General features: G+C 44.8%; 14 protein-coding genes. 9 read left to right on the top strand and 5 right to left on the bottom strand.

Going from position 1 to position 13,951, the window contains the following annotated elements; all coding sequences use genetic code 11:
• Positions 1–38: 38 nt before the first annotated feature.
• The 7 genes from H3V14_RS07605 (at position 39) to H3V14_RS07575 (ending at position 6,902) form a co-directional block, all read left to right on the top strand.
• Positions 39–524 carry a hypothetical protein gene (locus tag H3V14_RS07605; RefSeq protein WP_198227711.1) on the top strand — a complete coding sequence of 162 codons (486 nt, stop codon included), beginning with the start codon at positions 39–41 and terminating at the stop codon, positions 522–524.
• 994 nt (positions 525–1,518) lie between these two features.
• On the top strand, positions 1,519–2,283 hold the full coding sequence (locus H3V14_RS07600; protein ID WP_198227709.1) for an SDR family oxidoreductase: 765 nt from the start codon (positions 1,519–1,521) through the stop codon (positions 2,281–2,283).
• Between the two features lie 2 nt (positions 2,284–2,285).
• The gene (uvrC, locus tag H3V14_RS07595; protein ID WP_198227707.1) at positions 2,286–4,298 is read left to right on the top strand and encodes an excinuclease ABC subunit UvrC; all 2,013 of its coding nucleotides are present in this window, start codon (positions 2,286–2,288) and stop codon (positions 4,296–4,298) included.
• 168 nt (positions 4,299–4,466) lie between these two features.
• Complete coding sequence (pgsA, locus tag H3V14_RS07590; RefSeq protein ID WP_178391796.1) at positions 4,467–5,051, top strand: CDP-diacylglycerol--glycerol-3-phosphate 3-phosphatidyltransferase; 585 nt, start codon at positions 4,467–4,469, stop codon at positions 5,049–5,051.
• 9 nt (positions 5,052–5,060) lie between these two features.
• Entirely contained in the window at positions 5,061–5,312 is a 252-nt protein-coding gene (gene moaD / locus H3V14_RS07585) for a molybdopterin converting factor subunit 1 (protein ID WP_075870026.1), read from the top strand.
• Between the two features lie 3 nt (positions 5,313–5,315).
• Positions 5,316–5,801 carry a molybdenum cofactor biosynthesis protein MoaE gene (locus tag H3V14_RS07580; protein ID WP_198227705.1) on the top strand — a complete coding sequence of 162 codons (486 nt, stop codon included), beginning with the start codon at positions 5,316–5,318 and terminating at the stop codon, positions 5,799–5,801.
• A gap of 246 nt (positions 5,802–6,047) precedes the next feature.
• Positions 6,048–6,902 (top strand): YbaY family lipoprotein, encoded by an 855-nt coding sequence (locus tag H3V14_RS07575; RefSeq protein WP_198227703.1) that lies wholly within the window; start codon positions 6,048–6,050, stop codon positions 6,900–6,902.
• A gap of 137 nt (positions 6,903–7,039) precedes the next feature.
• Here the strand turns inward: H3V14_RS07575 and ndk are convergent, their stop codons facing one another.
• On the bottom strand, positions 7,040–7,462 hold the full coding sequence (gene ndk / locus H3V14_RS07570; RefSeq protein WP_075870029.1) for a nucleoside-diphosphate kinase: 423 nt from the start codon (positions 7,460–7,462) through the stop codon (positions 7,040–7,042).
• Positions 7,463–7,679: 217 nt separating this feature from the next.
• On the opposite strand from ndk, the gene H3V14_RS07565 reads away from it, so the two are divergent.
• Together H3V14_RS07565 and H3V14_RS07560 are read left to right on the top strand one after the other, a co-directional pair.
• Positions 7,680–9,566: an ABC-F family ATP-binding cassette domain-containing protein gene (locus tag H3V14_RS07565; RefSeq protein ID WP_198227871.1), complete on the top strand. Its 1,887-nt coding sequence runs from the start codon at positions 7,680–7,682 to the stop codon at positions 9,564–9,566.
• A 590-nt stretch (positions 9,567–10,156) separates the two neighbouring features.
• Positions 10,157–11,446, top strand: a complete 1,290-nt coding sequence (locus H3V14_RS07560; RefSeq protein ID WP_198213074.1) for an MFS transporter — start codon at positions 10,157–10,159, stop codon at positions 11,444–11,446.
• 12 nt (positions 11,447–11,458) lie between these two features.
• On the opposite strand, the gene H3V14_RS07555 is transcribed toward H3V14_RS07560, so the two are convergent.
• From H3V14_RS07555 to H3V14_RS07540, 4 genes are read right to left on the bottom strand one after another with little or no spacing between them, the layout of a single operon-like run.
• Positions 11,459–11,722, bottom strand: a complete 264-nt coding sequence (locus H3V14_RS07555; protein ID WP_143238515.1) for a hypothetical protein — start codon at positions 11,720–11,722, stop codon at positions 11,459–11,461.
• Positions 11,719–11,883, bottom strand: coding sequence for a hypothetical protein (locus H3V14_RS07550; RefSeq protein ID WP_178391784.1), 165 nt, complete (start codon positions 11,881–11,883; stop codon positions 11,719–11,721). Before H3V14_RS07550 ends, H3V14_RS07555 begins: the two co-directional genes overlap by 4 nt.
• Positions 11,883–12,332, bottom strand: coding sequence for a DNA polymerase III subunit chi (locus H3V14_RS07545; RefSeq protein ID WP_198227701.1), 450 nt, complete (start codon positions 12,330–12,332; stop codon positions 11,883–11,885). The genes H3V14_RS07550 and H3V14_RS07545 overlap by 1 nt, the downstream gene beginning before the upstream one ends.
• 1 nt (position 12,333) lies before the next feature.
• On the bottom strand, positions 12,334–13,821 hold the full coding sequence (locus H3V14_RS07540; RefSeq protein WP_198227699.1) for a leucyl aminopeptidase: 1,488 nt from the start codon (positions 13,819–13,821) through the stop codon (positions 12,334–12,336).
• Positions 13,822–13,951: the final 130 nt, after the last annotated feature.

Genomic DNA, 13,951 nt, shown 5'->3' with positions numbered 1-13,951 from the left:
AACATATTGAGCCCAGAAATGGTCAATGTGGAATAATCATGCAAAAGTCATCGTTCTTTAACGCAAGTTTTCGCAAAGTTTTGTCTTTCTCGGTTTTCGGGCTTGGCTTCTATGCCTGCGTGAATTCTGCAACAGCAGCCGATTTGGCGGCATCATTAGCCCATCGTTCGCAAGCTTCTTCAGTCAACGATGCCGGAGTGTGTGGTTATAAACGTACTTTATGGGAAATTGGTTACAAGTTCCGTCACGAAGTTCGTAATGTTCCGAGGTTACCGGACGTTCGTATCGAACAAGTTAAAGATATAACGATGGCACGGGGTGAAAATCCGGCAACAAAGCTTAATATCCCCCGTCAATTTTGTCGCGCTACAGCAGTTATGAATGACGGATCAAGTTATCCTCTTTATTATATGGTAGAATACGGCCAAGGCTTCACCGGTGTGAGTGGCTATAATGTCGAATTCTGTGTTGAAGGTTTCGACAAATGGCGAATTCAGGACGGTAACTGTCGGGCTGTCAAATAATAGATAAGCTAGCCATTTATCTTTTCATTTCCAATGCGTTATCGATTTTTTATTGCTTGGTCTCAAGATTATCGAGAGCGGATAAGATAGTTTTCGGCTGACATTGAAGTAATAGCTTTTGGCAAATTCGTGGGGCTGGCCCTTTCATTTACAAGCCATTGCAATCACTACTAATGCAATAATTTCCGGTTAGAAGCAGTTTTCAGGTGAAATCAAGGAGATTGATACCTACCGGTATAGTAATTTCAACAACTCTGCCACGGTAAGCAACATCACTTTTATAGCCACCTCAGAAAGCGAAAATGGAATGCCACGTCGTATGGCCGGTTTTTAAGCGATTAATTCTGCAATCTTGTTAAGAAGTATTTCCTTTAGCCAAAAATTCGGCATTGAGGATTTGCTTCAACGAGAACAGGATAAATTTTATCCGGATGAATAAGAAGGGCATCACTCCTAAAAAATAGATGTTCGTCGTATAAACTCACTCATCCAGATGCAATCGCAATCCGGAGTTGTTGATTTCAGCTTATGGAACAGGTTTCACTCAAAAAATGCTATTTTATTTGGAAAGAGCTTTTACAAGAAATCTCATTTAAAAAATATCTATTTGACAACAGCCAATCTACAGAAACCGAGACAAAAATGGATGCAGCTGACCGTCAGATCATTTTGGATGCAAAAACAATGCTTTGCAAGCAGTCAGGTGAGCTTTTTTCGAGCCTTTTGACCTAGTTTTATGAGGGGCCATTTTCCAAGTCGCTTTAGTTATGCCTTCATCTGTTGATTAAAGCAGCATTCCATCTAGATCAATGTGCTATGGACGCATTTTGAGACATATAGTCGAATATTCTTTTCTCCATGCGGAAGCGTGATTTTTTGTGATTTTACAAACCTTGATTTCAGCAGAAAATATCGCCATTTTGGATTGTAAAGGTTCGAACTTGTCGAGAGTTCGGGCGTTACAAAAAATTGTCAACGGAAACTGTTTGATCAAATGGAAAAGAGGCGTCCTGTTGTTCTGATTACAGGCGGTGCCAAACGTTTAGGCGCCGCAATGGCGCTTGATTTGGCAAAACATGGTTTCGATCTCGCGATTCATTATAATGAAGGGAAAAATGAAGCCGACGCGCTCGTGCACAAACTCGAAGCTTCCGGAGCCAAAGCTTTGTCTTTCCAATCCGATCTTTTGGAAACGCATGGCAAAGGCCTTTTGGAAACGGTGACTGAGAAGATGGGACAGCCGGTTGAAATCCTTGTCAACAATGCCTCTCTGTTTCTTGATGACCACATTGGCGCACTTGATATGGATGTCTGGGATAAACATTTTTCAATCCATCTGAAAACCCCTGCTCTCTTGGCTGACCGCATGTTTTTTCTGTTGCCGGACAATTTGAAAGGATTAATTGTCAATATTATTGACCAGCGCGTTTTAAAGCTTAATCCCAATTTTTTGTCATATACCTTATCCAAGTCATCACTCTGGACATTGACCAAAACTCTGGCTCAGGCACTTGCACCGCGTATCCGTGTCAATGCTATTGGTCCGGGACCAACACTAAAAAGTCCAAGGCAGAAAGAAGAAGATTTTTTAAGACAGGCGCGTTCTGTTTTGCTTGAACACGGACCGGAATTGTCCGAATTTGGCGCAACTATACGTTATTTTTGGTGGCAAACGTCAATAACCGGACAAATGATTGCTTTAGATGGCGGCCAGCATCTTATGTGGCAAACGCCCGATATTGCAGGACGAATTGAATAATTATGAAATCCTTGAACGAACAAAACACTGAGGCCGCTAAAAATCAGGAAGCGAAATCGGATGAAGATCACAATTCGGCGTCGCTCACCCCTGATATTATCTGGGATAAGGGTGGCTTCAAAAATGATGATCTGAAGCTCACCGGTGCACCGCTCATTCAGGAATTTGTAAAAAATTTGCCGAATAAACCGGGTGTTTACCGGATGTTCGACAAGGATGGTAACGTTCTTTATGTCGGCAAAGCGCGGAATTTAAAAAAACGCGTGTCGAATTACGCGCGTGGGCATGGGCACAACAACCGTATTGCGCGCATGATACGAGCCACCCATTACATGGAATTTGTGGTCACCAGCACAGAAACCGAAGCTCTTCTTCTGGAAGCCAATCTTATCAAGCGGTTGCGCCCGCGCTTTAATGTTCTGCTTCGCGATGATAAAAGCTTTCCCTATATTATCATTACGCGCGATACGCGCGCTCCTGCTATCTATAAACATCGTGGTGCAAGGTCTCGTAAAGGTGATTATTTTGGACCCTTTGCGTCTGCCGGTGCAGTCACAAGAACAATCAACGCCATGCAAAGGGCGTTTTTACTCAGAACATGCACAGATTCTGTCATGGAATCACGTACGAGACCCTGCCTGCTCTATCAGATCAAAAGGTGTTCAGCGCCTTGCACACATGAAATCAGCGACGCCGATTACATGAAACTTGTTGACGAGGCGGAAGCATTTCTTTCGGGAAAAAGTCAGGCTATTCAAGACAATATGGCAAAAATCATGCGGGAAGCGGCCGACAAACTCGACTTTGAAAGGGCTGCCGTCTATCGCGATCGTTTGTCGGCCCTGTCCCATATTCAGGGGCATCAGGAAATCAACCCGCAAACAGTTGAAGAAGCGGATGTTTTTGCTATCGCCCAGCAGGGCGGAATGACGTGCATTCAGGTATTCTTCTTCAGAACCGGACAGAATTGGGGAAATCGTTCCTATTTTCCCAAAGCTGACCCTTCAATTTCTGCTCCCGAAGTGCTCGGAGCTTTCCTTGCCCAATTTTATGATGACAAACCGGTCCCGAAACTTATTCTGCTTTCTGACCATGTCGAAGAGGAAGAATTGCTTGCCACAGCCCTTTCCGAAAAAGCCGAGCGGAAAGTCACAATTTCTGTGCCGCAAAGAGGTGAAAGAAAGTCACTGGTTGAACATGCGCTAACCAATGCACGTGAAGCTTTGGGACGTAGGCTCGCTGAAACTTCGACACAGGACAAATTGTTGCAAGGGGTTGCTGAAACCTTCGGCCTTGAAAAAGTACCCCGCCGTATCGAGGTTTATGATAACTCGCATATCATGGGAACGAATGCGGTGGGCGGCATGATCGTTGCCGGTCGCGAAGGTTTCATCAAGAATCAATATAGAAAATTCAATATCCGCTCGACCGATATTACACCGGGGGATGACTTCGGTATGATGAAGGAGGTTATCGACCGGCGGTTCAAAAGGCTCATCAAAGAACATGGTATACCGGCTCCTCAAGCCGATGATACTGCTGGCAATGACGACAGTTTTCCGGCCTGGCCCGATATTATACTGATTGACGGCGGCGAAGGCCAGATGACAGTCGTGCACGAAATGCTGAGAGAACTAGGCATCGATGATGTTGTCACTGCTATCGGCGTTGCAAAAGGTGTTGATCGCGAGGCAGGAAGAGAACGATTCTTTATCTCCGGTCGTCCACCTTTTATGTTACCACCGCGCGACCCTGTGCTTTATTTTCTTGAACGCCTGCGTGATGAAGCACACCGATTTGCCATCGGTACCCACCGCATAAAACGTAAAAAAGAAATGATGAAAAATCCGCTCGACGAAGTCGAAGGCATCGGTCCGGCGCGTAAACGTGCTTTGCTTGGCCATTTCGGAACTGCAAAAGCCGTTGCCGGTGCAGCAGTGGAAGATTTAATGAAAGTCGAAGGAATATCGGCGGCAACAGCACAACAAATCCATGATTATTTTAATGAAAGATAATGCTTGTTTCTGCCGATTCTATCGCTAATTTATATAAGGATCTTGATTCAACAAATATGCCCTTCGTTGGAAATGGCATGTTTGATTGCCTTTTTTAAAGTTCACCCGATCGGCCGCTTTGCTTTTTATTTTAAGCAGCCCTAAGACGTTAAAAGGATTGATTACGGCATAATGAAAAACCATACTTTATCGTTGCCAAATATCCTTACATATGCACGCATTATTGCTGTTCCGCTTGTTGTCTTGTGCTTTTTTGTGGAAGGCCGTCTGCAATCGACCGACACCGCAAGGTGGTGGGCGGTTGTCATATTTGTGGTTGCCTCCATTACAGACTTTTTCGACGGCTATCTTGCTCGCATCTGGAAACAGACCTCGAACATCGGTCGTATGCTCGACCCGATTGCCGATAAACTTCTTGTCTCGGCTTGCCTTCTCTTGCTTGCTGCCGATGGTACAATCGCCGGTTGGGCTCTCTGGGCTGCAATTATCATTCTCTGTCGAGAAATTCTCGTTTCAGGATTGCGTGAATATTTGGCCTCGCTCAAAGTAAGCGTGCCGGTTTCGAGGCTCGCAAAATGGAAAACGACAGTTCAAATGTTTTCCATTGTTTTTCTGCTTGCCGGCCCTGCCGGTGACAAAGTTATTCCTTATGCAACCGAATTCGGACTTGTCATGTTGTGGGTCGCCGCTATTCTTACTTTATGGACTGGCTGGGATTACTTCCGTGCAGGTCTTAAACACGTGATTGATTAAAGGATACGCATGAAATTACAATATTTTGCCTGGGTTCGCGAACGTATCGGTCGCGGAGAAGAAACTCTTGAATTGCCGGAAAACGTCAAAACAGTCGACGATCTTCTCTCCTATCTCAAAACTCTCGGGGAAAATTATGCTTTTGCTCTGGAAAAGCCGGAGCTCATCCGCGTGGCTATCGACGAAGAACATGTCGACCATGATAGCCTCATTGGAAAAGCACATGAAATTGCACTCTTTCCGCCAATGACGGGTGGTTGAACCATGAAATGCAAAATTGCTGTCCAGCCGCAAGATTTTGATATGGGAAGAGAGGTAGAGCATATCCGCAGCCTTTCACCATCAATCGGCGGTATTGTTGCATTCTGTGGATTATGCCGGAGCGAAGGTGGGCGCCTTTCTGCTCTTGAAATCGAGCATTACCCCGGAATGGCCGAAAAACGCATTAAAGAGATTGTTAACGATGCTTCGAAACGGTGGTCATTAAATGGAGTTACCGTCATTCACCGTTTCGGGACAATCAAGGTTGGCGAACAGATTGTTCTGGTTGTCACCGCCTCCCCTCACCGGCGGGAAGCTTTTGATGCTGCAAACTTTATTATGGATTTTCTGAAAACCGAAGCTCCGTTCTGGAAAAAAGAACATCTCGTCGATGGTACGCCGCAAAACTGGGTTGAAGCAAAAAAGACGGATGTTCTTACAAAAGCGAGATGGCAAAAAAAATCACAAGATGAAGAAAAAACAAAATGATAGCAAATTCACAAAAGGGCACATTTTTGTGAGCTTATTGTTTTTATAAAACATCCGATCGTTGGAATAATCAAAATTTAACCACAGATTTCAGGGGATCGTGTTGGAAAATGCCTTATTTTTTTCCGGAAAAAACGACATACTTATAAAAAGGAGTGTTGAAGCTCGGTCAACTGGCAAAAAGGTTCCGTTAAATGCGGTTTTGTCCATTGAACTATCCATTTTCAACAAGGGTAACATCGATTTATGAAACGAAATATCTTTGCGGCTTTTACATTTGGCGCGACGGCATTGGCGGGCGTTTATCTTGTCGCATTACCGGCGGTTATGATGAACACCATCGTTCCCGCCTATAGTGCTGCATCAGAAAAATTGACTATTCATGGCGATGTCACCTATCTGCAGCGCATCGAGCTTCCCCAACACGCCTATCTTATTATTCAACTCGTTGATGTGACAAATCCAGATGGGCCATTTCCAGTTGTGGCGGAAATTTCGCAACAACCGGATGGTTCGGTGCCTATAGAATTTGACCTTCCGGTTGACCCGGCCAATATCAATCTCCAGCACAAATATGCTCTTCAGGCGCGCATCGCCGTCGGTGATATTTTGTGGTTCGTAAGCGACGAAAGAAAGCCGATCACTCCGGAAGATAAAAATGCCCATTACGAACTCGTTTTGGGCATGGTCAGCCAATCGACAACAACGCCGAAACCGGTTTCAACAACAATTGCCGGCCACGAGTGGAAAGTGGAGGATATGTTCGGAACCGGAGTAATTGATAACTCGCATCTGACCCTTGCGATTGAAGACAAGGCTGAAGACAAAAAAGCTGCAGGCCTACCAAAATACCGGATAACAGGTAGCGGCGGTTGTAACCGATATACGACATCCGTCTTCATCGACAGTGATGCAGAGGCTATTGCTTTTGACCCGCCTGCAATGACTTTTATGGCATGTGCAGAAGCCATTTCCCAACAGGAAAACCGCTTTATTGAAATGCTTGCAAAGGCAAAGGCTTACATGTTCGACGATTTGGGACGCCTTATTTTAAAGGATGAAAATGGCAACTATGTTGCTCGCCTTGTGCCGGAACTTTGACTTATTGAAGATAGATAAAATAACCAAAGCCAATAAATTACGCGAATGAATATTTGCAATTAAAAAAGTATCCTGATGAAACAAAAAGCCCGGTTTTTGACCGGGCTTTTCAATTCTATTGATGTCTTAAACTTTGATCAGCCAACAATTTCTGTACCGGAAAACCAGTAGGCGATCTCTTCCTTGGCTGTTTTTGGTGAATCCGAGCCGTGAACGGAGTTTTCACCAATAGACAAAGCAAAAGTTTTGCGAATTGTGCCTTCCGCGGCATCGGCAGGATTTGTGGCGCCCATAATTTCACGATTTTTTGCAATCGCATTTTCACCTTCAAGCACCTGAACAATGGTGGGGCCGGATGACATGAATTCAGTCAATTCACCAAAAAACGGGCGGTCTTTATGGACAGCATAAAAGCCTTCTGCTTCCCGTAAGCTCATCCATACGCGCTTGGAAGCAACAACCCGCAAGCCCGCCTCCTCAAGCATTTTTGTGATAGCACCCGTAAGGTTACGGCGTGTTGCATCAGGTTTAATCATTGAAAAAGTGCGTTCTATAGCCATTTTGCCACCTTCATAAATATATTTTCAGTTGCGTCTCTATAACCGTATAACCGGCTTTTGCCAAGTGAAACCCGTTTCCCGCCGAGATACATTTTTTCCATTATTCTATCATTTTTCAGCCGTGATTATTTTACTGTCGTAATAACAGGATTTTTAACCGGCAATTGAAACGATTTTGCTTGCGTTCACTGTAAAACCTATGCAAAAGCCTGACGTCATGTTGATTTTGAACGATATCACAGTCCGGCTCGCTGGACGTCTTCTGATTGACCATTCCAGCGCCACGCTTCCTACCGGAGCAAAAACCGGCTTTGTCGGCCATAATGGAGCTGGCAAGTCAACGCTTTTTCGCGTCATTATGGGGGAACTCGCTCCTGAAACCGGCGATGTTACCATTCCGAAAGATACCCGCATTGGTCAAGTCGCACAAGAAGCCCCCGGAACCGAGGATTCGCTCATTTCAATAGTTCTCGCAGCAGACAAAGAACGGGCTCGATTGTTAAAGGAAGCTGAAACGGCAACCGACCCGATGAGAATTGCTGCAATCCATACGCGTCTTAGCGACATCGGTGCGCATTCTGCCGAAGCACGTGCCGCTAGCATTTTATCAGGACTGGGATTTGATGCAGAAGCACAACAGCGCCCCGCTTCGTCTTTTTCTGGCGGTTGGCGCATGCGTGTCGCGCTTGCAGCGGTTCTATTTTCCGAACCCGACCTTCTTTTGCTTGACGAACCGACAAACTATCTGGATCTTGAAGGTACACTCTGGCTTATTGAATATGTACGTCGTTACCCCTATTCGGTCATTGTTATCAGTCACGATCGGGAACTGTTGAACAGCGCAACAACCTCGATCCTACATCTTGAAAACAAAAAACTCACTCTCTGGCGCGGAAATTATGACCAATTCGAACGCCAACATGCTCAAACAAAAGAACTCCAGCAGAAGCAGGCAGCCAAACAGGAAGCCCATCGCAAACATATGGAAGATTTTGTCCGCCGTTTCCGTGCCAAAGCGACCAAAGCAAGACAAGCGCAATCACGGTTGAAAGCATTGGAGAAGCTGAAACCTATCAGCGTTTGGCAGGATGAACATGTGCAACCTTTTTCATTTCCCTCGGCGGAAAAGACAGCTGCATCACCAATCATTGCGCTGTCAAAAGTCGATGTCGGATATGAGCCGGGAAAACCTGTATTGAAAGGCCTTGACCTAAGGATAGACAATGATGACCGGATTGCGCTTCTCGGGGCAAACGGTAACGGAAAATCTACCCTTGCAAAATTGCTGGCTGGCCGTCTTAAAGCAGAGACTGGAACGATGACAGTCTCACCCAATCTGAAAGTAGCATTCTTCGCCCAGCATCAGCTTGACGATTTGAGACCGGAGGAAAACCCGATCGAACATGTGCGCAGACTGATGCCGAAGGAACCGGAAGCAAAAATCCGCGCTGCTGTGGCACGCATGGGGTTATCAACCGAAAAGATGATGACAAAAGCCAAAGAGCTGTCCGGCGGGGAAAAAGCCCGTTTGCTCATGGGGCTTGCCACATTCGAAGGCCCGAATCTGCTTATTCTTGACGAGCCGACCAATCACCTCGACATTGATAGCCGTGAATCGCTTGTTATGGCGCTCAACGACTTCGAGGGAGCAGTCATTCTGATTGCTCACGACCGACACCTTATCGAAGCGACAGCAGACCGGCTTTGGCTTGTGCGTAACGGAACTGTGCATCCCTATGAAGGTGATATGGATGATTATCGTAACGACATATTGGGGCTCCCGAAATCACGAGCCACCGTTAAGGAAGAAAAACGCGCAGCTCCCCAGAAATCGAAAAATGAACAACGCAAAGCCAACGCTGAAAAACGTGCCGGATTGGCTCCACTTAAAAAACAAATCACCGATACAGAGGCACTAATAGACCGGTTACAAAAACTGATTGCTCGTCTTGATAACGAACTTGCTGCGCCGGATCTTTTTTCAAAGTCTCCTGATAAAGGTGCCGAACTTGCAAAAGAACGTGCCGATGCTGCAGGCCGACTTGAAGATGCCGAAAGTCGGTGGCTTAAAATGAGTGCCGAATATGAGGATGCCATCCAATAAAAGCTATATAAGGACTTTATAGATAATTGCTTTGAATAGCCACGATTTTCTCCCGCACATTCATGACGAATGCCTTGGTTTATTGACCTTTAATGAACACCGTGTGAGGCAATTTGCTGTTATCCCGACCTACTTTGTCCGCGGACTACTATTTTAAAGTTGTTATAATTTCCGTAAAATTCTTTTTTTATTATTATCTATATCCATTTTATAAAAAATTTATTTAAAAATAATTTTCTAATAGTTTATATTGTATTACGATATAATATAAATTTATCAGACATATCTGTAATATATAATCCGCATATAAATATTTTTTAAAAATTATTTCATCAGGATTATATTTTTAAAAATATATCGTTTTACTATTTTTATTCTAGACACCAGCCTGTTTTTATTTTCATTCAAATATCGTAAAAACACCAATAGGCAAAGTTTTCATTTTACTCTTTTTTCTATCTGAATAAGTCGTCATACATTATTCACGAGAATTTTAGTGAACCGGACTCGACAGCGTTCTGAAATTTTTATAATCGTTATAAACTATTTTTAAAATATCATTACGATTTTTGGGCGGAGATTTTCTATTCATGTCAACGGTCACTATTGAGCGAAATATCGATCATCAAAATTCGATTACACAGATTTTGCTTGCCAGCATGATTGGCACAACAATCGAATTTTTCGACTTCTATGTATTTGCAACGGCAGCAGCACTTCTTTTTCCAGTGCTGTTTTTCCCGAAAGGCGATCCGACAGTCGCACTTTTAAGTTCTTTTGCCATTTTTTCGGCAGCGTTTTTTGCTCGCCCTTTAGGCTCGATTATTTTCGGGCATTATGGTGATAAATTGGGGCGAAAAGTGACGTTGGTTGCTGCGCTTTTGACAATGGGCATTTCAACTGTTCTCATCGGTTTTCTACCGACTTATGAAACAATCGGCTGGTATGCCCCCCTTTTGCTTACACTTTGCCGCTTCGGCCAAGGCCTTGGATTGGGCGGTGAATGGGGCGGTGCCGTTTTGCTGGCAACAGAGAATGCTCCTAAGGAAAAACGCGGCTGGTATGCTATGTTTCCGCAACTTGGTGCGCCTGCGGGATTAATCCTTTCTGCCGGTACATTTTGGTTCATGTGGAATTTTTTGAGTGAAAGCCAACGTTTTGAATGGGGATGGCGTATCCCATTCATCGCTTCCATCATTCTGGTCATCATTGGTCTTTGGGTAAGATTGTCGATTAGTGAAACGCCGGAATTCAAAAAGGCAGTTGAACACGCTGAGCGTGTAAAAGTCCCCCTGATTGATGTGTTCGTTAAATATCCGCGTGCACTTTTCCTCGGCAGTTTTGCAGGCATGACGACATTTGTGTTGTTCTACCTGTGCAGTGCATATTTGTTATCCTATTCAACCCACCATCTTAACCTCACTTTCGGCCAAGCTCTCGAAATCCAGATGGTCGGTGCCGTCTTCTTCGGTCTTCTTATACCTTTTTCTGGAAAAATATCCGACCGTATCGGTCGCCGCACTTTGATGATATGGGTCACAATATTTATCGGGCTGTTCTCTTTTTCCATGCCCTATCTTCTTGATGCAGGTGTGTTCGGAAGTTTTATTCTCTCGGCGGTCGGCCTCGGTCTTATGGGCCTAACCTACGGACCAATCGGTGCGGCACTTGCCTCCCCCTTCCCCACGACGATACGGTATACCGGCGCATCAATGACATTCAACCTCGCCGGCATTGTTGGAGCTTCATTTGCTCCCTATATCGCCGAGACACTCGTCCAAAACTTTGGCACCGCCTATATCGGCTATTATCTGCTATTGTGTTCGTTTATCTCTCTCACCTGTTTTGTCGGTTTTACCGATAAAGAAATTTCCCGTTGAGGAAACGCGAGTTCAAACAAGCAAAGCTAGTAAAACAAGCAGTGGTAGCAAAAACGTTATCACTGCTATTTTTTTTGGCATAACCTTCGGTAAAACCAGATGAAGTAAAATTGCCGCCAGAACTGTTGTAAAGATAAAAATAACATTGGCGGCAAAGGTAATATTTTCGATATGAAAAGTGCCTGACAACAAGCGCGTTGAACCGATCCATGAAGTGATAAGAACTCCCGCAAGAACAGCCCAGATAAGAAGTGATAATCGCCTGAAGTTCATCATTCGCGATTTTTTCTCGACGCTCGTAAAATTGTCCAAACGCCAAGCGCGATGATGATGACAAAGACCCACCGTCCGCCTCCCGAACCACCCTCGATAAATTTTTCAGGATAGATCAGACCTGCAAGACCAATAAAAATCAAAATAACGGGAGTTATACGCATCAGGCTTTTTTCTCCCAACGACGGTCTTCGGTTTGTTGCCAATAGGTCAATTGATGATTTTGTTCTTTATAGGATTTCCATTGTTTTCGCGCTTCCGCAAGAAGTTCCGGATCACGACCATCAAACATCACAACAAGGCGTTCATATTTTTCCGGGTTGGAACAGTTTGCCCCTTCAACCATAAATCGCACTTGCGAATCGTTCGGATTTTCTTCGCCCAACGTGAGATAAACCGGCTGCAATTCAGGATATTTATCCCGTTCCGTTCCGTGTCCGATAAATGAATCGTCGGAATAGACCCAAAGATAGGAATCCATCGCATCGCGCCGTTCATCGGTCATAAATTGAATGGTTACTTTCCACTGCCGCGCCAATGAACGCTCGACGAGCCCCGGCAGGGCGTCGTCAAGCATGGATTGGGTCAAATGGTAGAAAAGGATTTCTGCCACTTCAGGCCTCGTAGTTGTCGCTGATCAGCCGATCAAGCAAACGAACACCGAAACCGGATGCCCAGGACTGGTTGTATTCGTTCAAGGGCGCTTCCATTGCAGTACCTGCTATATCAAGATGAGCCCAATTGGTTTCGCCCACAAAACGTTGCAGAAATTGCGCTGCCGTAATGGAACCTGCATGGCGACCGCAACTATTTCTCATATCTGCAACTTTTGAATCTACAAGCTTGTCATATGTCTTGCTCAATGGCATCCGCCAAAGTTTTTCTCCGGTTTCAAGCCCGGCATTCAGGAGATGGCGAGCCAATTCATCCTGATTACTGAAAAGTCCTGCATGTTCACTGCCGAGAGCCACCATAATGGCACCGGTCAATGTTGCAAGATCAACCATTATTTGCGGTTTGAAACGTTCCTTGGTGTAAAATAACGCATCCGAAAGGACCAGACGCCCTTCGGCATCTGTGTTGACAACTTCAATTGTCTGTCCCGACATCGATACGACAATATCACCCGGACGTTGTGCGTTTGCATCAGGCATATTCTCGACGAGGCCGATAACACCGACGACATTGGCTTTTGCCTTTCGGGACGCGACTGCTTTCAAAAGGCCGGTAACGGCTGCAGCACCGCCCATATCCCCTTTCATCCCTTCCATACCTGAACTAGATTTTAACGAGATACCACCAGAATCGAAAACCACACCTTTTCCGACAAATGCCAGTGGCCTATCTTTGGCTTTTCCACCTAGCCACTGCATAATCGCAAGATAAGGTGGACGTTTAGAGCCGCGTGCCACGCCAAGCAGTGCCCCCATGCCCAATTTTTTCATATCTTTTTCGTCAAGAATCTCGACTTTAACACCGATCTTTTCAAGCTTCTCGACTTCCTTGACAAAATCCTTGGTTCCCAAAATATTGGCAGGCTGATTGACGAGGTCACGTGCCAGAAGAACTGAATCAGCAAGCGAATTGGCCCTTTCAAAGAGCGCTTTACCGGCTTTTGCATCCTCAAGCTGGATCATGAACTTTACAGGCTTCGATTTTGTTTCTTTTAATGTTGAAGCGGTTTTATATTCATCAAATGTGTAATTGCGCAGGCGCAATCCTAAAACGAAATCAAGAATATTTTCGTCTTTTAATTTTTCACCGGCAACAGTGAGATAAATGTCAGCGCCATCGGTATCTTTGAGTGATGCGAAGGCCGCACCGCCTATTTTTACCCAATCATCACCTGAAAGACTTTCGGTATCGCCAATACCAAGAAGAACCAAACGATCAAAACCTTTCTTGCCGTCACAAACTTCGTCTGCAATTTCAAGCTTCTCGCCTTTGAAGCCCCGCACCGATATTATCCGTTCGATCAAGGCTTTTCCGATCATTTTTTCGACTTCAAAAGTCGTTTTCCTTTTGTCGTTGACAAGTACAAGAACAGTCGCTTTTTTCGGCGCAGAAACAGTACTGCTTTCAATCAAAATATCTTTTTGCATTCAAAAAACTCCTGCCAATTGGCGGTATAAAATTTGACAGTCAGGAAAATCCGATTATTCAGCTTTTAAAAAAATCGAACTTATAAGCGTAGTGTGACCTGTCAGCACTAAAATCTATTTTTTTGTCACC

Source organism: Bartonella sp. W8151 (assembly GCF_016100385.1).
Classification (GTDB): domain Bacteria; phylum Pseudomonadota; class Alphaproteobacteria; order Rhizobiales; family Rhizobiaceae; genus Bartonella; species Bartonella apis.
Note: the sequence above shows the minus strand (reverse complement) of the source record. Positions and strands in the feature narration are given on the sequence as shown.

Excerpts from the sequence above, each read along its gene's own strand:
- H3V14_RS07605 (WP_198227711.1), top strand. The coding sequence starts at position 39 with ATGCAAAAGTCATCGTTCTTTAACGCAAGTTTTCGCAAAGTTTTGTCT.
- H3V14_RS07600 (WP_198227709.1), top strand. The coding sequence starts at position 1,519 with ATGGAAAAGAGGCGTCCTGTTGTTCTGATTACAGGCGGTGCCAAACGT.
- uvrC (WP_198227707.1), top strand. The coding sequence starts at position 2,286 with ATGAAATCCTTGAACGAACAAAACACTGAGGCCGCTAAAAATCAGGAA.
- moaD (WP_075870026.1), top strand. The coding sequence starts at position 5,061 with ATGAAATTACAATATTTTGCCTGGGTTCGCGAACGTATCGGTCGCGGA.
- H3V14_RS07580 (WP_198227705.1), top strand. The coding sequence starts at position 5,316 with ATGAAATGCAAAATTGCTGTCCAGCCGCAAGATTTTGATATGGGAAGA.
- H3V14_RS07575 (WP_198227703.1), top strand. The coding sequence starts at position 6,048 with ATGAAACGAAATATCTTTGCGGCTTTTACATTTGGCGCGACGGCATTG.
- ndk (WP_075870029.1), bottom strand. The coding sequence starts at position 7,462 with ATGGCTATAGAACGCACTTTTTCAATGATTAAACCTGATGCAACACGC.
- H3V14_RS07565 (WP_198227871.1), top strand. The coding sequence starts at position 7,680 with ATGTTGATTTTGAACGATATCACAGTCCGGCTCGCTGGACGTCTTCTG.
- H3V14_RS07560 (WP_198213074.1), top strand. The coding sequence starts at position 10,157 with ATGTCAACGGTCACTATTGAGCGAAATATCGATCATCAAAATTCGATT.
- H3V14_RS07555 (WP_143238515.1), bottom strand. The coding sequence starts at position 11,722 with ATGATGAACTTCAGGCGATTATCACTTCTTATCTGGGCTGTTCTTGCG.
- H3V14_RS07550 (WP_178391784.1), bottom strand. The coding sequence starts at position 11,883 with ATGCGTATAACTCCCGTTATTTTGATTTTTATTGGTCTTGCAGGTCTG.
- H3V14_RS07540 (WP_198227699.1), bottom strand. The coding sequence starts at position 13,821 with ATGCAAAAAGATATTTTGATTGAAAGCAGTACTGTTTCTGCGCCGAAA.